21 protein-coding genes are annotated in these 20,138 nt (G+C 33.9%); 7 read left to right on the forward strand and 14 right to left on the reverse strand.

Features of this window, described 5'->3' with window-relative positions:
- Nucleotides 1-139: 139 nt before the first annotated feature.
- The 5 genes from V7M80_RS12810 to V7M80_RS12830 form a co-directional block, all read right to left on the reverse strand.
- On the reverse strand, nt 140-2,098 hold the full coding sequence (locus V7M80_RS12810; protein ID WP_333696714.1) for a DUF3857 domain-containing protein: 1,959 nt from the start codon (nt 2,096-2,098) through the stop codon (nt 140-142).
- Nucleotides 2,099-2,109: 11 nt separating this feature from the next.
- A complete protein-coding gene (locus V7M80_RS12815) occupies nt 2,110-4,035 on the reverse strand; it encodes a DUF3857 domain-containing protein (RefSeq protein WP_333696716.1) in 1,926 nt (641 codons plus the stop codon).
- Complete coding sequence (locus V7M80_RS12820) at nt 4,013-7,318, reverse strand: hypothetical protein (RefSeq protein ID WP_333696717.1); 3,306 nt, start codon at nt 7,316-7,318, stop codon at nt 4,013-4,015. Before V7M80_RS12820 ends, V7M80_RS12815 begins: the two co-directional genes overlap by 23 nt.
- A gap of 69 nt (nt 7,319-7,387) precedes the next feature.
- Nucleotides 7,388-7,831, reverse strand: a complete 444-nt coding sequence (locus V7M80_RS12825) for a DUF4268 domain-containing protein (protein ID WP_333696719.1) — start codon at nt 7,829-7,831, stop codon at nt 7,388-7,390.
- Complete coding sequence (locus tag V7M80_RS12830; protein ID WP_333696721.1) at nt 7,831-8,535, reverse strand: peptidylprolyl isomerase; 705 nt, start codon at nt 8,533-8,535, stop codon at nt 7,831-7,833. Before V7M80_RS12830 ends, V7M80_RS12825 begins: the two co-directional genes overlap by 1 nt.
- Between V7M80_RS12830 and V7M80_RS12835 the strand changes: the two genes are divergently transcribed.
- Both V7M80_RS12835 and V7M80_RS12840 read left to right on the forward strand, forming a co-directional pair.
- Nucleotides 8,524-9,162: an NUDIX hydrolase gene (locus V7M80_RS12835; RefSeq protein ID WP_333696723.1), complete on the forward strand. Its 639-nt coding sequence runs from the start codon at nt 8,524-8,526 to the stop codon at nt 9,160-9,162. The genes V7M80_RS12830 and V7M80_RS12835 overlap by 12 nt on opposite strands.
- Nucleotides 9,163-9,218: 56 nt before the next feature.
- Nucleotides 9,219-10,022, forward strand: a complete 804-nt coding sequence (locus tag V7M80_RS12840; RefSeq protein WP_333696725.1) for a lysophospholipid acyltransferase family protein — start codon at nt 9,219-9,221, stop codon at nt 10,020-10,022.
- On the opposite strand, the gene V7M80_RS12845 is transcribed toward V7M80_RS12840, so the two are convergent.
- The 3 genes from V7M80_RS12845 to V7M80_RS12855 are packed head-to-tail and all read right to left on the reverse strand — an operon-like array spanning nt 10,019 to nt 12,027.
- Complete coding sequence (locus V7M80_RS12845) at nt 10,019-10,873, reverse strand: TraB/GumN family protein (RefSeq protein WP_333696727.1); 855 nt, start codon at nt 10,871-10,873, stop codon at nt 10,019-10,021. The two genes, V7M80_RS12840 and V7M80_RS12845, sit on opposite strands and share 4 nt — an antisense overlap.
- 1 nt (nt 10,874) lies before the next feature.
- The gene (locus tag V7M80_RS12850) at nt 10,875-11,528 is read right to left on the reverse strand and encodes a hypothetical protein (RefSeq protein ID WP_333696729.1); all 654 of its coding nucleotides are present in this window, start codon (nt 11,526-11,528) and stop codon (nt 10,875-10,877) included.
- Nucleotides 11,529-11,532: 4 nt separating this feature from the next.
- Nucleotides 11,533-12,027, reverse strand: coding sequence for an RNA polymerase sigma factor (locus V7M80_RS12855; protein WP_026711703.1), 495 nt, complete (start codon nt 12,025-12,027; stop codon nt 11,533-11,535).
- 428 nt (nt 12,028-12,455) lie between these two features.
- Between V7M80_RS12855 and V7M80_RS12860 the strand changes: the two genes are divergently transcribed.
- Nucleotides 12,456-13,760 carry an NAD(P)/FAD-dependent oxidoreductase gene (locus V7M80_RS12860; RefSeq protein WP_333696733.1) on the forward strand — a complete coding sequence of 435 codons (1,305 nt, stop codon included), beginning with the start codon at nt 12,456-12,458 and terminating at the stop codon, nt 13,758-13,760.
- Between the two features lie 74 nt (nt 13,761-13,834).
- On the opposite strand, the gene V7M80_RS12865 is transcribed toward V7M80_RS12860, so the two are convergent.
- A complete protein-coding gene (locus tag V7M80_RS12865; RefSeq protein ID WP_333696735.1) occupies nt 13,835-14,896 on the reverse strand; it encodes a DUF3810 domain-containing protein in 1,062 nt (353 codons plus the stop codon).
- Nucleotides 14,897-15,031: 135 nt separating this feature from the next.
- Here V7M80_RS12865 and V7M80_RS12870 point away from each other — a divergent pair, with 135 nt between their 5' ends.
- From V7M80_RS12870 to V7M80_RS12885, 4 genes are read left to right on the forward strand one after another with little or no spacing between them, the layout of a single operon-like run.
- Nucleotides 15,032-15,289, forward strand: a complete 258-nt coding sequence (locus tag V7M80_RS12870; protein WP_333696737.1) for a (2Fe-2S) ferredoxin domain-containing protein — start codon at nt 15,032-15,034, stop codon at nt 15,287-15,289.
- Nucleotides 15,290-15,332: 43 nt separating this feature from the next.
- Nucleotides 15,333-15,566: a DUF433 domain-containing protein gene (locus V7M80_RS12875; protein ID WP_333696739.1), complete on the forward strand. Its 234-nt coding sequence runs from the start codon at nt 15,333-15,335 to the stop codon at nt 15,564-15,566.
- The gene (locus tag V7M80_RS12880) at nt 15,567-15,908 is read left to right on the forward strand and encodes a DUF5615 family PIN-like protein (RefSeq protein ID WP_333696740.1); all 342 of its coding nucleotides are present in this window, start codon (nt 15,567-15,569) and stop codon (nt 15,906-15,908) included. It abuts the gene before it with no gap.
- A 38-nt stretch (nt 15,909-15,946) separates the two neighbouring features.
- The gene (locus V7M80_RS12885) at nt 15,947-17,410 is read left to right on the forward strand and encodes an aminoacyl-histidine dipeptidase (RefSeq protein ID WP_333696742.1); all 1,464 of its coding nucleotides are present in this window, start codon (nt 15,947-15,949) and stop codon (nt 17,408-17,410) included.
- Between the two features lie 205 nt (nt 17,411-17,615).
- Here the strand turns inward: V7M80_RS12885 and V7M80_RS12890 are convergent, their stop codons facing one another.
- The 5 genes from V7M80_RS12890 to V7M80_RS12910 all read right to left on the reverse strand — a co-directional run bounded on the left by V7M80_RS12890 (nt 17,616) and on the right by V7M80_RS12910 (nt 19,981).
- Nucleotides 17,616-17,915, reverse strand: a complete 300-nt coding sequence (locus V7M80_RS12890) for a hypothetical protein (protein ID WP_333696744.1) — start codon at nt 17,913-17,915, stop codon at nt 17,616-17,618.
- A 315-nt stretch (nt 17,916-18,230) separates the two neighbouring features.
- The gene (locus V7M80_RS12895; protein WP_333696746.1) at nt 18,231-18,425 is read right to left on the reverse strand and encodes a hypothetical protein; all 195 of its coding nucleotides are present in this window, start codon (nt 18,423-18,425) and stop codon (nt 18,231-18,233) included.
- Complete coding sequence (locus tag V7M80_RS12900; RefSeq protein WP_333696747.1) at nt 18,422-18,967, reverse strand: hypothetical protein; 546 nt, start codon at nt 18,965-18,967, stop codon at nt 18,422-18,424. The genes V7M80_RS12895 and V7M80_RS12900 overlap by 4 nt, the downstream gene beginning before the upstream one ends.
- 175 nt (nt 18,968-19,142) lie before the next feature.
- Nucleotides 19,143-19,418, reverse strand: coding sequence for a CPCC family cysteine-rich protein (locus V7M80_RS12905; RefSeq protein WP_333696749.1), 276 nt, complete (start codon nt 19,416-19,418; stop codon nt 19,143-19,145).
- Entirely contained in the window at nt 19,412-19,981 is a 570-nt protein-coding gene (locus tag V7M80_RS12910) for a hypothetical protein (RefSeq protein WP_333696750.1), read from the reverse strand. The genes V7M80_RS12905 and V7M80_RS12910 overlap by 7 nt, the downstream gene beginning before the upstream one ends.
- Nucleotides 19,982-20,138 lie beyond the last annotated feature (157 nt).

Genomic DNA, 20,138 nt, shown 5'->3' on the forward strand with positions numbered 1-20,138 from the left:
CGACCCTTGTGGGCACGCCCAAATTTAAATACTAACCGTGAATGGTTTCTTTTTTACCGTAATAGGTATTGGGTACGGTTTGAGAAAAAAAAACTCCATTAGGGAGTCCTAATGGAGTTTTTGAGTAATATTATATTGCTTACTTTTTAGTAAGAATGATGGTTATCTTATTAAAATCGGCTGCGGCGTTAATTACTTCTTTGTAAGATTCGAATACGTTTAAGGGGTAATGTATTATTTGGTAATATTCTATATTGTTTACGGTTATTTCTCTTTCTTTTTGTTGGAATGAACTTTCGAATAGAGCCACTTTTTTACCATCTACATCTGTTGATTTATTCATGTTAAAATCGGATAAATTTTTGATGGTGTAATTATCTGGAAGGATGATTTTAATTACTCTTGTGTAATAGTGTGGATAGTAAATTTCAATGGGAAGTACTCTTTTATCTTCCTGATAGAATTCCATTTGTTTACCGATGGTTTCTCCTATTTTGAATAGTATGTTATCTCCTGCTTTTTGTATTAGGTCTTTACCTTCGAAGGTAAGGTCTAAGACGAAAGGTTTTTTTCCAACAAAGTCGGTCCCATCATTTTCGGTTTTTAGAGTTTTATAATCGGATTCTGAAGTATAATTTTTTGAGATATCTTTTAAAATTTCTTTATAACGATCTTCGGGTACAAAATCTTTTATCGTTTGAAAATTTAGTGCAGAATAACCTCCGTACTGAATGTTGGTATGAATTAGGGGGTTGTTTATATCTTTTGTGAAATCGACAGTGATATTCATGATATCATGCGTTATTTCGGCACTTGGGATTTGAATAAAATTCAATTCACCTATACCCATTTTAGCACCTCCAAATTCTTTTTCTTTAATGAAGAGCCCGTAATTTTCTCCGTAATTAAAGTTAAAAAGTGGTGTTCTGTATTCTATACTTTCGGGTTCGAGATATTGATTAGCTTCCGGAAAATAAAGGAGAATATTTTTGAGATGTTCTGTGGTTTCGAAATCTTTATCAAAAATTTGCGTGAAACGTTTGGTTGTGAAAACGGTTTGTGTTTCAATATTAAAGTGTTTAAACACCGCGATATAAAATCGAATTAAATCCAATTCATTAGCTTGTTTTGTTTTTAGTACATCGGATAAAGTTTTATTGCCATCAAAATATCTATTGTATGCGATGGTTTTCTTTATTTTGTTTTCTATGTTCCAAATTTGATCTGCTGTTTTAGAGGTTTTTGTTATGGTTTTACAGAAATCATCTATACTTTTTTGATTTTTTTTATCCAATTCTATGTATAGGTTTTCATAAACGGCATTGGCAAATTCTTTATAGTTGAATAAATTTCGGGCACCGCTTATTTTATTTGCATCCAATTGGTATCTAAACATCATTATTTTTGCATCCCAATTTGCGTATTTTTCATCATCAGGAAGGCCTGGTATTGCATTGGCTTCGAGATAGACATTGCTTTTTCCTTCTACCACACTTTCGGTAAAAGTAGCTTCAGGCAAACCGTTGTAAGACTTGTATTTAAATAGTAAATGTTCCGGGAAAATAAGTTCGAAACTAGCTTTTACGATAGGATATTCGTCTTGAAGTTTTATGGTTTTACCTTTTAGTTCCGGTATTTCTTCAAGTAGGAATAGTTTTTCAATAATTGCTCCTTTTTCAAGACCATTTACAGCATAATAGTTGTATTTTATTCCTCTTTCTTCATCGACTTCTTCTTTAATATCCTTATTATTGAGTTCGATAATTTTTCCGTTTTTGAGTATTACTCTAAGTTTATTGGTTATTACTTTTTCGTCAGTTCGAAATGGAATATAAACTCTATTGTTTCTTTCTATTGCATCATCTGAATTTATCCAAACTTTTTCATGGAGCAGAAAATATTGTGAAGCCGAATTTTTGGTTGCGATAAATTCAATTTTTATATCCTTTTGGAGGATAACTTCATTTTCATTTTCGAATATTTTTGGGATTTCAATAGTTTCGTTTGAGAAGTCAAAATTTTTGAATTTTAAATCTTGAGCAAAATTGTTCGTTAGTTGAAAAAGAACAATTAATAAGAATGCCTTTTTTTTATTCATGATTAGGTAATTTATTTTGTGCTAAGTATAATGTTTTCGTTGTATTGGTTTTTCAGTGTTTTAATAGCTTCATTCCATGATTCAAAATCGGATAGATTGAGAAGTAGCTTTTTTGTTTCTATACTAAATTTTAAATTTAAGGTATTGTTTTCTTTTGTGTATTGAATAGAATATTTGAGTAAATCTGAATCAAAAGAATAGTTTTCTGGCATAGATACAACTTTTTTGTTTGATGGTATTTCTATTTCAATATTGTAATTGCTTTTTACCAGGTTTTCAAATTCATACATAGATATTCTGTCTTTTTCAATGACTAATTTTTCGAAAGGTTTATCCAGAAAAAGGTTGAGATAGGTTTCGTTTCCTGCTTTTATGAGGTAGTTGTCTAAAGTGAAATCGAATTCAATAGTATAGGGTAAGTCTCTGTTTTTAACGTTCTCTTCCTTGTAATTTTTTAATTGAAATTTATTGTTTCCTTTTAGAACCAAACTTTTAATAATTTCGAAACGTGATTTGTTGGATGCGTCTCCAATGTTTAACAGGTAGTTACTTCTGGTTAACCCATTTAATTCCATTAATCCTTTACCTTCAATTTTGTTATCTAATAGTTTGAGTTGTAGTTTTTCGTTGATGCTGTTTTCATTGGCCCCAACAACAGGAACTTTGATTATTTTGTAACCATCGCCATTTTGTACCAAAGCTTCTTTTCCTTGAATGAATCCTGTTGGTAAACCGAATCGAGTTTCTTTATCTGTTGCGTCTAAGAAAATAATTTCGTTTTCATTTTCATAGGAGGCAATCATATGATCGTCTACTGCAGGTGTGGCGATATCGTTGTAACTGTAGGGTATTCTTCGGGTACCAATCCAACAAAGATTTACATTGGGAACACCCGCATATTTTGCCATCTCGGTAATTATGCTCGACATGTCTTTGCAATCTCCAAACTTTCGTTCGTTTACTAATTTGGCTTCTCTTGGAATAAATCCTTCATATCCGTTTTCAAAGGCTACATATTTGATATTGTCTTTTACCCAATAAAAAATGGCTTTGATTTTTTCGTCATTAGATTTTAAATCTCCAACAAGTTCAAGAGTTTTCTGTTTTAATTCCGGATCTTCAGTGGTGTTAAGATTTTTTACAAAGCTTTTATAGTAATCAAAAAGTTGATCTACATTACCCAAAACCGTTTTAGTATTTTGATTTACTTTATAATTTTTAACGTAAACAATTATATGAGGAGCTATATATAGAAACCCGGGATTATTGGATTCAAACTTAAGGGGATTAACTTCATTTAGAGTCCAATTGTAGCTTATTTTTCCTTTTTTTTCAGATTTGGTAAATAAAATTTGATTGTTGGGGTCATTGAAAATTTTGTAACCGATTTCAATATTTTTATCTGCAGTTATTTCAAGAGTTGATTTCTCCATAGGAACCGAGTTTGCAAAAATATATTTATGCAACAGAAAGGGGTCAAGAAATTCCGATTGATAGGAATATACCTTTTTGGCTCCAACTTCAAGGTTAGAAAAGGTTAGTTTTTTTTCTTTGACATCACTATAAAATATGCTTGTTTGTCTCGCATTTTTATCGGTTGCTTGTTGAATAGGTATTTTTTTTTCTTTGCCTTTGGCTTGAATAATAGTAAAAGCATCGAATTTTTTGAGCGGAACCAATTCGGAAAAGGTAAACGATTCCGAATTGTTATGAATTCCTACATCAGACAAAATAATGGATTCAAAATAATTATCTTGAATGACTTGTAGTTTATCCTTGATTATAGAAAAGTCATAAGATTGATATTCTTTAAGAATCAACTCATTGTGTCCGGGATATTTGTTCTGAAAAGTTGTTAAAGGCTGTGCTAAAGTCTCAAAGTTTACTATTCCAAAAACTAAAATCAGTAGGCAATTAATTTTGTTCAACCAAGTCATCTGAATCGTATTTTTTTGTTTTCTTTAAAACCCCATTTTGATATATTTTAAATTCGCCGTGAAGCTCATCAAAATTATAGGAGGCCATAATAAGTGGTTTTGCATCTTCGGTGTAGTATTCTTGAATTCCTTGGTAATCCCCATAATTTAATCGTTCTTTTTTGTACATATTACCGTTTGCATAATACTCAATACGGTCACCGTGTAAAACTCCGTTTTTGAAACCTGAAATGTAGCATGGTTTTCCATCTTCGCTATATATTTCCATGTTATCTTCGTAGTGCTCTTTTACAAATTTTAAATAAAAGGCTTTTTTACCATTGGGATAATTTGATTTAATTTCGAATGTTCCATTTGATACATTTATGGGATCGCCTAAGGTTTTATTTTGATTTAAAACTCGGTAATATATTACGCTTCCAAGTTGGTAACCAACAGCAGCTACGGCTTCACCTTTGTGATTGTAGAAAATTTGTTCCTTATCTTTTGTGTCATCAAGTGACAAATATTCATATAATTTTTGTTTACTTTGGTAGTACCGTACTATGGGACCAAATTCTTTACCGAACTTCAATACGCGAGTTAATCTTAAATTTCCCGCCAAGTCATAACTGTTTTCAGTACCATGTATTTTACCGGCATAGTAATTGGATTCGAAAGCTAATTTTTCACTCGGATGGTAAGATTTGTACGGACCATTGTATTCTCCATTTTCATAATTTGCATCTGCAATAAGGGTGCCATTTTTGTCTTTGGTATTGCCTTTCCCTTGCTTTACACCATTTACATACGAATTTGTAACTACAATTACTCCTTCTGATTCTGTATGTTTTTGTTCGCCGTTAAGGTTTGTAAAAGATCTTTCGTTTTCTATTACTCCTTTTTTTGTATAGGCAGTAGTTTTGATTAGCACATCATTTTGATAGTGATTGATTCTAGAAAGTTTTCCATCTTGGGTGTAATTGTATTGTTTGTAGGCTTTGTCATCTTCTAACAAATAACCTTCGTAGGAAACGGTTCCGTCATCGTAATAGTAAACATAGGGTCCGTTTCTTTCCCCTTCTTTGAAATAAAACGATCGATTTACTTTTCCGTTGCTAAAGCCTTCGTAAAAGCCATTAATAGCACCATTTGAATTGTTGTAGATAGCTACTAAATCGCCATTGGTGTTATAGTCGTGACGAATTCCGTTTGAAATGTTGTTTTGTATTGTTTGTTTGGTTTTGATATTACCATTTCTGTTGTAATAAGTCCATTCTTTATTCATTTTTCCTTTTTCGAAGAAACCGTTAACCAACACTTTGCCGTCTAGTGTTTTTATAACATAGGCTTTGTTATTCACAGGAACTTCGGTAGGTTTTGGATTATTTCTTACGTATTGATAACCCATTTTGAGTTCGCCGGCTTTGTATTTTTCTTCAAAATATTTTTCACCATTTCGGTCGTAATAGGTATAGTTTTCTAATAACCCTTTATCATCATAAAATGCTTCGGATGAGAGTACACCATTTTCAAAATATTCGATTTCTTTTTTTAATGAGCCGTTTACAAACCAACTTTCTTTTTTCAATTGTTCGTTTTCAAAGTATTCTTTTAAAGAATCTTTAATTTTGCCTTTGCTGTAAGTGGCAATCATTTTAATGGTTTTACCGTCAAAATAAGTAATGCCTTCACCTTCGAGCTCATCGTTCACATAGTTGTATTTGGAAGTTATGTCACCAACTTCATTGTAATTGATTACCCAACCGTTAATAAGTCCGTCTTTATAGGTAACTTCACTTCGTTTTTTTCCATTGGGGTAATAACAGGTCATTAAACCCTCCCTTTTTTCATTTTTAAAAGTTAGCTCACATTGTTTTCCGCCATTGGGATTATAGGTAACAAACGATCCGTCTAATAAGTTGTTTTTGTAAGTTCCAACACTTTGTAAGTTTCCGTTTTTGAAGTATTCTTTGGTTTCTCCGTTTTTAATTCCTTTGGCAAAAAAGGTTTCTTCGGACAATGAGCCATTTTCAAAAAAGTATTTTTGTAAACCGTCTAATTCACCATTCAAATAATTAATTTCACTTATTTGTTGTCCAAAGTTGTTTACGACTTTAAATTTTCCCTGATTTACACCATTTTCCGATTTTCCAATTAAAAAAGGTTCGCCGTTTCTAAGGTATACTACTACTTTTTCTTCTTTACCAAAGTGGGTGATGGTTCTTTGAGCGTATTTTTCCCAAAATTGTTTTCCGATGTAGTTTTCGGCAAAGTCAAAAATTTTCTTTTTTTCGGATGTTAATTTTTTGCCCAATACTTCTTCCATTGACATAAGTATATAATAGGTAAATGCCTCGGTGTAATTTTTCTTGGCAATATCAGCCAGCCACGGAATGTAATTTTGTTCAAAGAATCCGTTACCAACTTTATGTGTTGGAGCGTATTCTAAAATGGCCTGAACTTGACGTGTTATAACATCGTCTATTTTTGATTTGATTTTATATTTGGCATTTAATGGGAGCTGATTTCTTAATATGGTTTCGAGTTCATCAAATTGGTCGCCTTTTTCTGAAAAAACATATTTGGGTTTTTCCAGGAAATTTTGTCCCATTTTAGAATTCAACTTTAAGATTGCATCTTTGGCAAATCTTCCCGAGGGTGCGTTGGCCAAATAGGATAGCATGGCAAGTGAACCTTCAACAATTCTTCCGTCTTCATAGGCTAAAAGGCCAATAAAATATTGTGAAGACGCATGATTTGGATTTCCGAGAATGCATTTTTTTAAATAATCAATACTTTTTTGTCTTTCTTCTTTTCGAATGTATAATATAGCAAGGTTGTAATGAAGCATCGAAGAATTTGGAATAAAGTTTTCGGCTTCTTTAAATCTTTTTTCGGCTTCATCGTACTCTTTGGCATCGCTTAAAAAAATACCATATTGTAAAAGTAATTCCGGAGCATCAGCCATCAATTTAGAATTGTAAAGACTCTCCAACAATGTTTTTTGTTCATCAGTTTTTTCTAATGCTCTAAGCGACATTAATTTCTCATACTGAGCTTTTAAAAAATTGGGATCGGTTTTGGCAACTTTTTCAAACTCTACAATAGATTCAGCATATTTGCCTTTTTCATAAAGTTCAACGCCATTAGATAAATACAAACTACTGTCGTATTGCTCTTGGTATTTGCTTTGAGCCGTTACAGAATTTGTTACAAATAGAGATGTTGCCAGGAAGAGGTAACAAAGATTTAAAAATTTAGGATTAAATCTTCCGAAAGTTTTAAGGTAATTTGAAGACATTATAATGTTTAATTATTGATTTCTCCAAATATAATTGAAATAAGAATAGAAATGAAATAAAATTCTTAATTAGGTATTAATTTCTAAATCCCGTATATAATCTTCATATTCGTAGAAAAATCTTTCAAAAAGATCCATGCTTTCTGAGAAAAAATCAAAAATAGTATTCCAAGTTGATTTATTGTGAATACTTACATTTTCGATTTCTACATAAATTCGACTTATCTTTTTTTGATTTTCCAATAGAAAATTCTTTTCAAAAATCGCATCGGGTAAATAGTCTGAATGTAAAATAGTTTTTAAAGATTCTATCTTTTCAAAATAGATTTTACGTAGCTCTTCATCTTTACATTCAATATCCAAAACAACTTGTGCTTTTTTATTGTCGGCATAAAATTTGAAAGAAACATCTTTTATTTGGGTATTGTATAACAACCATTTTCTGGGATATTCCTCTGCAAACGATATCCAAAATTGTCTTTTAATTTGTTGTGATTCTTCTTTACTAAACATTATTCTGAAAGTGTTACCTTGATTTTGATATTCAATAAAGGATATTCTCCTTCGTCTGTTTTTTGAGAGGCAATTTCGTCTAAAACCTCAAATCCGGATGTGATTTTACCAAAAACCGTGTGTTCCCCGTCCAAATGATGAGCTCCACCTTTATTTTGGACAAAATAAAATTCAAAGGGATTACTTAATTTCTCCGGGTTATTTTCCCATGTTCTTGCAGAGGCTAAGGCACCGTAATGGTGTTTATACGACTTTACAAACTCAGCCGGAACAAAATATTTCCCTATATTTTTTCTTTCTTTTTGGGTGATGGTTTCATCAGAGTTACCCCCTTGTACGATGAAGTTTTTTACAACTCTGTGAAAATAGGTTGTATTGAAGTAATTTTTTTTAACCAAATAAATAAAGTTGGCTCTGTGAAGTGGAGTTTGCTCAAAAAGCTCAACTTCTATAGTGCCAAATGAACACTCAATTTTGACTTTGTTTTCGGTATTTTGTTCTCCATACCATGTTAGAAAATCAACCACATTTTCTTCTGTAATCACTACGGTTTTTAAATCGTATTTTGGTTTAGGGATTTTATTTTCTATGGAATCTGAATTCTTTTTTTGGACACTATTTTTTTGTATAGTATCTTTAGAATTCTTTTGACAAGAATACAAACTCAGAACGAAGCATAACACTAGGATTTTATGGAGTTTCATGATTTTTTAAAATATGTTCCAAAAATAGCAAAAGAAAAGCTTCCGGCAGCAAAAGCTCATCTTTTAATGTCGCCCGTAGAGCGAATAGAAATGTTAAAAGAATTGAATATTTCGAGTAAGAATCCCAAAAAAGCGGCTGTTATGATGCTTATGTATCCAAAGGATAAGGATACTCATTTGGTTTTAATCGTTCGCAATTCCTATCCGGGAGTACATTCTTCTCAAATTGCATTTCCCGGTGGTAAAGTAGATCCGGAAGATAAAACGATGATGGATACCGCACTTCGTGAAACCGAGGAAGAAATTGGGGTGTGTCGTACAAAGATTGAAGTGATTAAAGCATTTTCAGAAGTTTATATTCCTCCCAGTAATTTTTTGGTTTCCCCTTTTTTAGGGATTGCAAATCATCCCTTGACTTTTACACCACAAGAGTCTGAAGTTGCCGCTATAATTGAATTTCCTTTGAAAGAATTCCTCAATGATAATATTGTGGTTCAGAGGCGATTAAATACTTCTTATGCCGCGGCAATAGATGTTCCGGCATTTTTAGTGAAGGAACATATTGTTTGGGGTGCTACGGCTATGATGATGAGTGAACTCAAAGAAACCCTAAAAAACGTTCTGTAAATTAGTTTGTTTTTGCTACTTTCGCATTTGGTTTTTTTATACTGAATTTCGTAAATATGGGTTTGATAAAAAGAAATCCCTTTGGACATATACTCTTCCTAAAAAAATGGTTAATCCGTGTTTTTGGTGTTTTAACGCATCGAAGATATCGAGGTTTCAACGAGATGCATATTGAGGGATCTGAAATTATTAAAAATTTACCGGATACGGGAGTGCTTTTTATATCCAATCATCAGACCTATTTTGCAGATGTAGTAGCCATGTTTCATGTGTTTAATGCCAGTTTGAGCGGTAGAGTAGATACAATCAAAAATGTAGGCTATTTGTGGCAACCCAAACTCAATATTTATTATGTAGCTGCCAGTGAAACAATGAAAGAGGGGTTGTTACCCCGAATACTGGCATATGCGGGTGCCATAACCGTAGAACGTACTTGGAGAGCTAAAGGAAAGGATATCAAACGAGATGTAAACCCCAATGATACTGAAAATATTAAAATAGCACTTAAAGACGGTTGGGTAATCACATTCCCTCAAGGAACTACACGATCTTTTAAACCGGTACGGAAAGGTACTGCTCATATTATTAAACAACACAAACCTATTGTTGTTCCCATTGTAATAGATGGATTTAGACGTTCGTTTGACCGTAAAGGTTTGCGAATAAAGAAAAAAGGAATTCTTCAGTCTATGGTTATAAAAGAACCTTTGGAAATTGATTATGATAACGAATCAATTGAAGAAATAGTAGAAAAAATAGAGTATGCCATAGAGCAACACCCTTCTATGTTAAAAGTGATTCCGGTTGAAGTGCTTCAAGAACAACAGGAATTAGATCAAAAAAGACGTTGGGGCTATTAAAATACGGGTTCTACTGTAAAGCCAGACTTTCTCAAGAGACGAATCACGCCCATTTCTCCGCCTAAGTGAGCGGCTCCAACTCCAAAAAAGGTTGACTTTTGTTGTGCGATTTCAATTATTTTTGGAATCCAATTTACATTTCTGTTTTCAAGTAAAACCGAATCAAATTGAGAACTGATTTTATTGTCAGACTTTTTCGAGAATTCTACCATTTTATCCACATCTTCCGAGGCATAAATAGCCATAACTTGTTGCATTTCCTTTCGGTCATTTACTAATTCTGATTTGGCAGTTTTTATCAATTCTTCCATTTGAATATCATAAGCAATTGTCTCAAAAACCTCCATTTGTTCTTTAACGGTTTCCAAACCAAATACCGATTGATTTTTATTCTTAGAAATTTCCATTAAGGCATTTTCGATTGATTTTACTTGGCAGTCTATCATTTTTGGATACAGCATTGCACTTACCATAAAAGGTTTGATAGCGTTGAGCATAGTAGCAGAAAAGCCTATATTTTTCTTCAAAAAGGCATCTACTATTTTAAAATCTTCTTCACTAGATAAACTACTCATGGTAATTCCATTTCTCATTGTCATTCCCATCATCATTTCCTGTTGAAGGGTAGGGCTGTCCAAATCTAACTCCAAATACAATTGTTGGGTTTCATTTAGAGCCTTTACAACTTTGGTAGGCAACTGATTGTCACACGTAATATGAATGGTCCCATACAAGTAGGATGGATTCTCAATTCCGTTACCGGAAATTTTCCATAATAAGGTTTTTTCTAAGGTTTGACCTTGAACAAAACTAAAGCAGCAAAGAACAACCCAAAACAATAAACGTATCATATTAATAATCTATTTTTTTTAATTCTTCATAATTTTTCAAAAGGCGTTTTAGGAAAATTCCATAAATCAATTTGTAAAACAGCCAAAAAAGTAAGGTTACAATTCCAGTGAAAATAATAATTAACGCCATAACCAAAAGTGCAACATTCATAGGAATTTCTGGACTTTGCCCATTAGCAAGTGCAATTTCTCCGTAGCCTTTGTAGAATCCAAATCCAAAAACCAACATGCATAAAACGGCAAAGGCAGTCAAATTAAAAGCAATATATTGCTTTACTACTTTTCGAGTTTTTAAGATATTTTGAATCAATTTTTGAACACTATCTTCAACCGAAATTTTTCGGTACATGGTATAAAAGCGATAAATGAAATACAAAACCACACCATACAAAATAATACTTACAGCTATGTAGTATCCGTAAATTCCCCATTCTTTAATGCGTTCAACATTTTCTGCATCGTATTTGGTAAATGATAATAAGATTCCCAATACCAGACCAAAACCTAATTCAATCAAACTAATTATAAAAATCCATTTTACCGTAGTAGATGATTTTTTATGCAACATAGTATAAATTTGGTTCTCAGTCACCTGTTCATAGGCATGCGAGTCTTTCTTCCAAGCTTTTTTTAATAAATCTAATTCCTCAGTCATATTCCTACGGATTTACTATTTTTTTTAATTTTCCTTTAATTCTATTCATTTTCACTCGTGCATTTACTTCGCTAATACCGAGTGTTTCAGCAATTTCTTCATAATCTTTGTCTTCCAAATACATAAACACTAAGGCTTTTTCAATGTCATTTAACTGCTGAACGGCTTTGTATAATAGTTTTATTTGTTCTTCTTCTTCAAAATTATAATCATCGGGAGCAATAAATTGTTTTTTGCCTTCCATGTCGGTCGTGGCAATCGATCGGGTACTTTTTCGATACAATGTAATGGCCGTATTCAACCCTACTCGATACGCCCATGTAGAAAATTTGGAGTCGCCTCTGAATTTCGGATAAGCCTTCCACAACTGAATGGTAATTTCTTGGAATAAATCATTGTGAGCATCTTCACCCGACGTGTACAAACGACAAATCTTGTGAACGATGTTCTGATTTTCCTTTAATTGCGTAACAAAAGATTGCTCTAGTGAATTACTCATGTGATGTTAGTAGCCGGATGGTAAAATTTGTTACAAGATAGTATTTTTTTAGAAGCCAATCCCGCTATCCGTTCCAAGCTTTTTGGTCTTGTTGCGTTTTTCTAAGGCAAAAAAAGAGCTCCCGAAAGCTTTCGGGACTGGTCGCTTTTTTTTGCCAAGAAAAAATGCAACAATCCGGCAAAAGGCTTTCCACTGCTATCGGGGCTATTTTCGTTGTCAGGTTTCAAGTTTCAAGTTTCAGGTTTCAGGTTTTCAGATACTTCGTGCTATATTTTATTTGTGGCAAAATCTCAAACCCTTAAATGATAAAATTCAGTTAAATTCTAACCATTCAAAAAACTTACAATTCATCAAATGTTAAAATCATCTATCTTTGTCTTACAAAATCTCAGAGCCTCAGTACCTCTGAACCTTAGTACCTTAAAAAGATGAATATCCCAAATACCAATCTTCCCAGAATCGTCATCATCGGTGGCGGATTTGCGGGAATTGCACTCGCCAAAAGCCTCAAAAATAAACGGGTGCAAGTCGTCTTAATCGACAAACACAATTACCATACGTTTCAACCCCTTTTGTATCAAGTAGCCACAGGCGGACTCGAAGCCGGTTCCATCGCATATCCCATTCGGAAAGTGGTTCAGGAATACCAAAACTTCTATTTTCGTTTAGGTTTTGTCAACGAAATCGATACCCAAAACCAAAAAGTAAAAGCCGACATTGGTGAATTGCGATACGATTATTTGGTTTTGGCAACCGGTTCCAAAACCAATTTTTTTGGAAATAAAGAAATTGAACGCAATAGCGTGGCGATGAAAACCATTCCGCAATCGCTCAACATTCGCAGTTTGATTCTCGAAAATTTTGAACAAGCGTTGTTGACCAACGATATTCACGACCGACATAGTTTAATTAATTTCGTTCTTGTGGGGGGCGGACCCACCGGTGTAGAATTAGCCGGAGCTTTGGCCGAAATGAAAAAAGCCATTCTTCCCAAAGATTACCCCGATTTGGATGTGCGAAAAATGCAAATAAACCTCATTCAATCCAGCGATAGAATTTTGGATTCCATGAGTGAAAAATCATCACAGGCAGCCGAAGATTTCCTAATCCATTTAGGTGTAAATGTGTGGAAAAATGTTCGTGTGACCGGTTACGACGGCAACACAGTGACAACCAATACCGATTTAACGTTTAATTCGGCCACGGTGATTTGGACAGCCGGAGTGCAAGGTGCTTTACCGGCTGGGATTGATTCCAATGCCATTATTCCAAGAGCAGAGCGATTAAAAGTAAATGAGTTCAACCAAGTAGAAGGTTACGATAACGTTTTTGCCATCGGAGATGTTGCGGCGATGCTTTCCGAACAAAACCCAAAAGGTCATCCCATGATGGCACAACCCGCCATGCAACAAGGCAAATGGTTGGGAGAAAACATCATAAAAAAAATAAACAATAAACCATTAAAACCTTTTGTGTATAAAGACAAAGGTTCGATGGCAACCATAGGTAGAAACAAAGCCGTAGTGGACTTACCGAAGTTTCATTTTAGTGGCGTGTTTGCTTGGTTTGTTTGGATTTTTGTGCATTTGTTTTCGCTTATTGGATTTAAAAACAAAGCGGTGGTGTTAACCAATTGGATATATAATTACATCCGTTTAGATCGCGAAGGTAGATTGATTATTAGGCCGTTTAAAAAGAAAGATGTGACATCTTTTGTGGCGGATGAAGTTTAAGTTGGGAGTCATTAGTAAGGATTTATTAGTAAGGAGTAAGGAGTTAACAGAAAACTCTCCTAACTAATAAATCCTTACTCCATACTTCTCTCCATCCCAATCATCAATCCTACAAATTTGCTGTAACCTTCCAAACCGTCTTTTTGTTTGTTGAATTTCAAAAAATTGTCGTAAAAGGTTTTGAAAATAGGTTCCAAAAATGTTTCGTATTCTTCATGAAATCGTTTGCTTTCTTCAAAGTTTTTGAGAATTCCGGGATTGAGTAACGTTAGAAATTTTTCACTTCCTCCTTCTTCAATGCGTTCTAAATTTCGCAGACAATGTTTCACCGCAAAACTAAAACCGGAATATTGAAAATACATATCTTCACTATGAATAGAAGCTAAAAACCCTATAAAATTGGCTTCGCTTTCGCTGGCATACCCAATTTGATGAGCCATTTCGTGCAATGTAGTAGTTGGAAAATTATACTTTGGCAAACAATCATTCACTTGAGCTTCATTGGTAAACGGATTCAAATAACCGCTAAATCCCATATAACTCAAAGGCACACTAATCAACGATGGTTTAATGCTCGGTTTTTCATATTTTAAAAAAGGAAATTCTTTTTCAACCGATGTATAACTTTTCACACTCAACTCAAAAATTTCCTGAGTGGAGTAGGGAACAACTACTTTTACAGAATCATTTTGTGTAATTTTATTGTGAATGGCATTCGTTTTTTCAATCAATTTTAGCGTGAACGATTCTAATTCTTCAATCGAATATTCTTTTTCAATTTCCAGTTTTTCGTACATCGGAATGCGATGGTAATTGGTTGCCCACAACAAATGAAAAAGAAAATAAAAAACGGAAGCAAAACTTGCGACTTTCAAAACATTGTCTTTCCAACTGATTTTCCACGTTTTTCGCACTTTCCAAAACCATCTGAAAAAGTAGAACAAAACGATTCCATAAATCACATCACCAATAGAAAGAGTAGTAAATCCGAACGTAATTCTCGAAATTTTTGAGATAATTGGGTAGATTCCATTACTGTAATATTCTTCGATAAAGGTTGGAAACAAAGAAGCGATTTTCAATACAATGATTTGTATGAGTAAGAATAACGGAAGAATGTATTTTTTGCGAATCATGATTTGTCAAATATATGAAAAGGTGATGGGTAATTGGTAAAAGATAATTGGTTAGGCGAATTTTTAATAAAATTAACTTCTTTATTTAGAATAAATAAGAATAATATTTTACATTTGTAGCATCATTTTTCAATCATGGGAAAAGCAAAAAAATCGGAAAAAGTAATTTATTTCTGCGACGGCAAAAAATGCTGTAAATACAACAAAGAAATCAAAGATTGTCTGAAAGATTTGGTCAAAGACAATGGCTTAAAAGAAAAAGTTGCGATTGAAAAAATGAAATGTCAAGGCATGTGTAAACAAGCTCCGGTTTTGTGTATTCACAAAAATGAATGTGTGGGCAAAGTATCGACTAAGGATGCTAAAAAACTCTTCGAAAAGCATATCGCATAATCACTCCTTTTTTGTAACTTTGTGATTCTAAATGTAAGTTTCAATGGAATATATTGCAGACAGAATTACTATTGATGACAAACTTTGTAATGGTAAACCAACTATTCGAGGATTGCGAATTACTGTGCAAACTATTTTAGAATTTTTAGGAGCAGGAGAGACAAAAGAAGAAGTTTTAAAGCATTATCCTTCTCTGGAAATTGAAGATATCGATGCTTGTTTAAAATTTGCCTCGGCTTTAATGAATAGAAATTACACCATCAAAAAAGTAGCTTAAATGGTTAAGTATTTGATTGATGTAAATCTTCCGTATTATTTTTCACTTTGGAACTCTGAAGAATTTATTCATCAAAAAGATATAAACGATCAATCATCTGATGAAGAAATTTGGCACTATGCAAAAAGTAATAATTTGACGATTATTACAAAAGATGTTGATTTTTCAAACAAAATTCTATTACACAATCCACCTCCTAAAGTGATTCACATTCGTTTTGGGAATATGAAAATGAATGAATTTTTCGCTACAATGAATAAGCTTTGGAACGATACTTTAGAAATAAATCATACGCATAAATTAGTAAATGTTTTTGTAGATAGAGTTGAAGGAATTAACTAATAAACTCAACATCTCAGTAACTCAGCAACTCAGAAAAAATGAACCAAGAAATCAGAAACCTAGAACCCAAAGCACTTTGGAATAAATTTGCCGATCTTAACGCGGTTCCTCGTCCGTCTAAAAAAGAAGAACGTGTCATTGCGTTTATGATGGATTTCGGAAAGCAATTAGGTCTTGAAACCCTCAAAGATGAAGTTGGAAACGTGATCATCAGAAAACCGGCTACTCCGGGCATGGAAAATAGAAAAACCATTGTAATGCAATCGCATTTAGACATGGTGCATCAAAAAAATAACGATACCACTTTCGACTTTGATACGCAAGGCATCGAAATGTATGTGGATGGCGATTGGGTTCGTGCCAAAGGAACTACGCTTGGAGCCGACAACGGTTTAGGAGTGGCCACTATCATGGCGATTTTAGAAAGTAAAGACATTTCGCATCCGGCCATTGAAGCCCTTTTTACCATTGACGAAGAAACCGGAATGACCGGAGCTATGGGATTAAAAGGCGGTTTGTTAAAAGGAGAAATTCTCTTGAATTTAGATACCGAAGAAGACGATGAAATCGATATCGGTTGTGCGGGTGGTGTGGATGTTACCGCAACCCGAAGTTATCAAGAAGAAGAAACGCCGGAAAATTCATTGGCTTTTATCATTACCGTGAAAGGGTTAAAAGGGGGGCATTCCGGCATGGATATTCACAAAGGTTTGGGCAATGCCAACAAAATCATGAACCGTTTGTTGTTTGATGGTTTTGAAAATTTCGGTTTGCAAATTGCAGAAATCAACGGAGGAAGTTTGCGTAATGCCATTCCCAGAGAGAGTGTGGCCAAAGTGATAATTTCGGCTATTTATGAAGGAGCATTTCAGTTGGATATGCAAGAAGTGATTGACGATATTAAAAGAGAATTTAAAACCACAGAACCGAATTTAACCATTGAAATAACCGAAACCGAATTACCGGAAAAAGTAATGGAGCTAGGCGTTCAAGAAGGATTGATTCGTGCGATTTATGCGGCTCACAACGGCGTGTACCGCATGAGTGCTGATATGGAAGATTTAGTGGAAACCTCCAATAATATTGCGAAAGTAACCGTGAAAGAAGGCACTATTTCTGTGCAATGTTTAACGCGTTCTTCCGTAGAAACGTCTAAATTTGATTTAGCGAATGCCTTGCGTTCAGCCTTTGAATTAATGGGTTGCGAAGTAACTTTTAGTGGTAGTTATCCGGGTTGGACACCCAATGTAAATTCACCCATTTTGGATGTTTTGGTAAATATTTACGAAAAACAAAACGGAACAAAACCCAATGTGGTAGCGTGTCACGCCGGTTTAGAATGTGGCATTTTAGGAACCAATTACCCCAACATGGATATGATTTCGTTTGGCCCAACGATTCACGGAGCTCACTCTCCGGATGAACGTGCCTCGATTGCATCGGCACAAAAATATTGGAAATTTGTGTTGGAGATTTTGGAGCATATTCCGGTGAAAGGGTGAGAAAATAGAGCAAAGCATATAGAAAATAGAGAATCCCGATGTGAGTCGGGATTTTTTGGTTTAGACTTTAGGATAAGTGAATCACCTCAAACAACATTATTTACTTTTGGTTATTTTCTCTCTGGTGAGGATTTTAGCACTTCATACGCCCCTCTGGCGGATTCGAAACCTCCGCTTTTGCAACACGGCTGTTGGGCGATGTATTTTATTTGATTTTATACTTTATAAAATTCAATATTTCATTTTTCTTTTTCCAAAAACTATAATACGGCTCTGTTCCAATTTTGATATTACTTCCATCATGTAATTCAACAATAATTAATTCATCTTTTTCATTTTCATATACGTCCTTTACTTCACTCCAATATATTTTAGATCCATTTAGTCCGGGTTTTTGTATAAATTCTTCTCCAAAGTAATAATACTCATAATTGTCTTTTTTCCAATTTATGAAATTCGCTATGAAAATTGTAAGTAATAAGAGTACGAAATCTATTTCAGTCAATTCTCTAATTTCATATGGTATAGATATAATAAGAACTGAAATTATTGCTATGATTAAAAAAGATAAAAAATAGTTTAGAACTAAATTATTTTCGTAAATTCTAATGTAAAATTCATATTTACAATCCTCTATTTGTTGTTGGAAACTTTTTACTTCTTTTAAACGTAAAAAAATTAATACAATGCTTAATAGCTAATAAACTACATAAAAGTAAGGGATTTTTATGTAGTAACTTAAAACAAAAATTAAAAAAAATAAGAAAGATATAGTTCTGAAAAACATGTGTAATTTTATATTTATAAAGTTATTTCTGTTTTAAAAATCAGTACTCAATATTGTTTGAGCTTTTATTTGTGTAAGTTGGTAACGGTTTGCAGATTTGCGATGGGCGGGATTTTTACCACTAAAGTTGATGCGGAGCACAAAACTTTCGGCTACCACTAAACTGTCTACGGAACACGAAACCCCGCCTATTGCAAATGTGCTGTTATAGCCAGTTTTTCTATTCATTTTGTGTCAATCTGAGTTCTTCTTCGTATCCATTCTTTCCACATCAATTCGTATCCCGTTCTGTCATAATTGTCGTCAGGCATTTGTTTAGGTTTACTTGTTTTGTAAAATTCTTCTACCTTGTCAACAAAGTTTATTACTTCAATTACATACTCCCTTTTCGGTATTACAATTTCCGCTTTAGATTCCGTTGTTAGCTTAATATTTTGGTCAATATGTTGAACCCAATAATTGATTCCCGTAAAGCAACCTTGAATATGAACTTCTGTGCTATTCTCAAGGTGGTCAATATGGTGTCCGCAGCAAGGAATTAAATGTTCACCAACTAAATTTTCTGGGTTGTGATTGTTGTCAATTGTTCTCAATAAATGAATTGACATTGCACTTAATGTCCAGTGATTTTCTTTTTCTCTTCGGTCTACAATAATTTCATTTCCAATTCTAACTTTCACTTGTCCGTGAGCACATAAGTCAATTTCTTCAGGAGTGTCTTCCAACCAGTGAATGTCCAAAAGTTCTATTTCAAATTGTTTGTCTTTCATTTTACTCTTTCGTCCTAAAATTGGCTATAACGTATTGCTGCTTTGCCTAGTGCTGGGTTTTGGAGCACTAAACTGTCAATACACCACAAAAGCTGATGCGAGGTAGAATGTTCAATTAACCACGTCACCCGCCATTGAGCTAAACGCCTGTTATGCACCGTTTTTCCTTTCATTGTCAGTCTATTAGCTTCCATTCTTTGTCTCTTTTTTCGTCTGTTTTGGGTGGTCTTACATTCTTAATCATTTCTTTCTCGCAAGCTCCATATTTCTCAAAATTCCTTTGTCCTTGTCTTAATGAAACTTTATTTGCACCACCTTCATAATCTGGGTCTTTAAGTTGAATTGGGTCGTCTTCCCAAAAGCAAACTTGGCAAATGTCATAAGTTCCGTTGGGTTGTTGAGTAAAAGTCTTGTAGCCACAACAAGGGCAAGCAAATTTTTCTATTACCATATTTTCCACCAAGGTTTTTTATTTTCATATCTATGATAACTTCCACCTATTAAAGTTTTTGTGTTAAGGTCAAAAGTAAAGTGAACCCATTCTTCAGCGTCATACATTGGGTCATAAGAAAGTCCTGTTACAATGTTGTTTTCAACCTTAATTTCTTTGAATCCGTCCCACGAAATTCTTTCTGCATGCCAATGTTTTGTGTCGGGTTCAATGATTGTCAAGTCGGTTTGGTCTTGCAATACAAGTCTGTCATTGCTTGCTTTAAAAACTTCAGAATAACCAACCCCGAAAACTTCAATTGGCTTTGTGTCGTCTGGGTTCATTAAATAACAAGTTCCACAAGCTATTACTAATAGTTTTTCTGAGTTTTCAAATTCAATTATTTCTTTTAAGTCTGTCCAACCTGGTTGGAAATTTGCTACCCAATTAGTTCCATCTGTCTTGTAAAAGCGAACAGCAACACCTTCCGAATAAAATGGTTCTCCATTGTCTGTTACAGGAACATACATTGGTCCATAAGTCGGCAACGAGTTTAATAATTCATATCGTTTTTCTGTCGTCACTTTGTTCTTTGTTGGGTCGTCCTAAAATGGTGCATAACGTATTGCTGCTTTGCCTAGTGCTGGGTTTTGGAGCCCGTCACTGTCACGAAAGCCCATAGTTTATTGTTGTAAGTCGTTTAAATTTAGTAAATTAGCCAGCATTAGGCAAAACAGTTGT

This window comes from Flavobacterium sp., from assembly GCF_036759525.1.
Classification (GTDB): domain Bacteria; phylum Bacteroidota; class Bacteroidia; order Flavobacteriales; family Flavobacteriaceae; genus Flavobacterium.

Excerpts from the sequence above, each read along its gene's own strand:
- V7M80_RS12855 (WP_026711703.1), bottom strand. The coding sequence starts at position 12,027 with ATGAGTAATTCACTAGAGCAATCTTTTGTTACGCAATTAAAGGAAAAT.
- V7M80_RS12845 (WP_333696727.1), bottom strand. The coding sequence starts at position 10,873 with ATGATACGTTTATTGTTTTGGGTTGTTCTTTGCTGCTTTAGTTTTGTT.
- V7M80_RS12865 (WP_333696735.1), bottom strand. The coding sequence starts at position 14,896 with ATGATTCGCAAAAAATACATTCTTCCGTTATTCTTACTCATACAAATC.
- V7M80_RS12825 (WP_333696719.1), bottom strand. The coding sequence starts at position 7,831 with ATGTTTAGTAAAGAAGAATCACAACAAATTAAAAGACAATTTTGGATA.
- V7M80_RS12810 (WP_333696714.1), bottom strand. The coding sequence starts at position 2,098 with ATGAATAAAAAAAAGGCATTCTTATTAATTGTTCTTTTTCAACTAACG.
- V7M80_RS12850 (WP_333696729.1), bottom strand. The coding sequence starts at position 11,528 with ATGACTGAGGAATTAGATTTATTAAAAAAAGCTTGGAAGAAAGACTCG.
- V7M80_RS12815 (WP_333696716.1), bottom strand. The coding sequence starts at position 4,035 with ATGACTTGGTTGAACAAAATTAATTGCCTACTGATTTTAGTTTTTGGA.
- V7M80_RS12820 (WP_333696717.1), bottom strand. The coding sequence starts at position 7,318 with ATGTCTTCAAATTACCTTAAAACTTTCGGAAGATTTAATCCTAAATTT.
- V7M80_RS12900 (WP_333696747.1), bottom strand. The coding sequence starts at position 18,967 with ATGAAAGACAAACAATTTGAAATAGAACTTTTGGACATTCACTGGTTG.
- V7M80_RS12870 (WP_333696737.1), top strand. The coding sequence starts at position 15,032 with ATGGGAAAAGCAAAAAAATCGGAAAAAGTAATTTATTTCTGCGACGGC.
- V7M80_RS12830 (WP_333696721.1), bottom strand. The coding sequence starts at position 8,535 with ATGAAACTCCATAAAATCCTAGTGTTATGCTTCGTTCTGAGTTTGTAT.
- V7M80_RS12875 (WP_333696739.1), top strand. The coding sequence starts at position 15,333 with ATGGAATATATTGCAGACAGAATTACTATTGATGACAAACTTTGTAAT.
- V7M80_RS12905 (WP_333696749.1), bottom strand. The coding sequence starts at position 19,418 with ATGGTAATAGAAAAATTTGCTTGCCCTTGTTGTGGCTACAAGACTTTT.
- V7M80_RS12880 (WP_333696740.1), top strand. The coding sequence starts at position 15,567 with ATGGTTAAGTATTTGATTGATGTAAATCTTCCGTATTATTTTTCACTT.
- V7M80_RS12840 (WP_333696725.1), top strand. The coding sequence starts at position 9,219 with ATGGGTTTGATAAAAAGAAATCCCTTTGGACATATACTCTTCCTAAAA.
- V7M80_RS12860 (WP_333696733.1), top strand. The coding sequence starts at position 12,456 with ATGAATATCCCAAATACCAATCTTCCCAGAATCGTCATCATCGGTGGC.
- V7M80_RS12885 (WP_333696742.1), top strand. The coding sequence starts at position 15,947 with ATGAACCAAGAAATCAGAAACCTAGAACCCAAAGCACTTTGGAATAAA.
- V7M80_RS12835 (WP_333696723.1), top strand. The coding sequence starts at position 8,524 with ATGGAGTTTCATGATTTTTTAAAATATGTTCCAAAAATAGCAAAAGAA.
- V7M80_RS12895 (WP_333696746.1), bottom strand. The coding sequence starts at position 18,425 with ATGAATAGAAAAACTGGCTATAACAGCACATTTGCAATAGGCGGGGTT.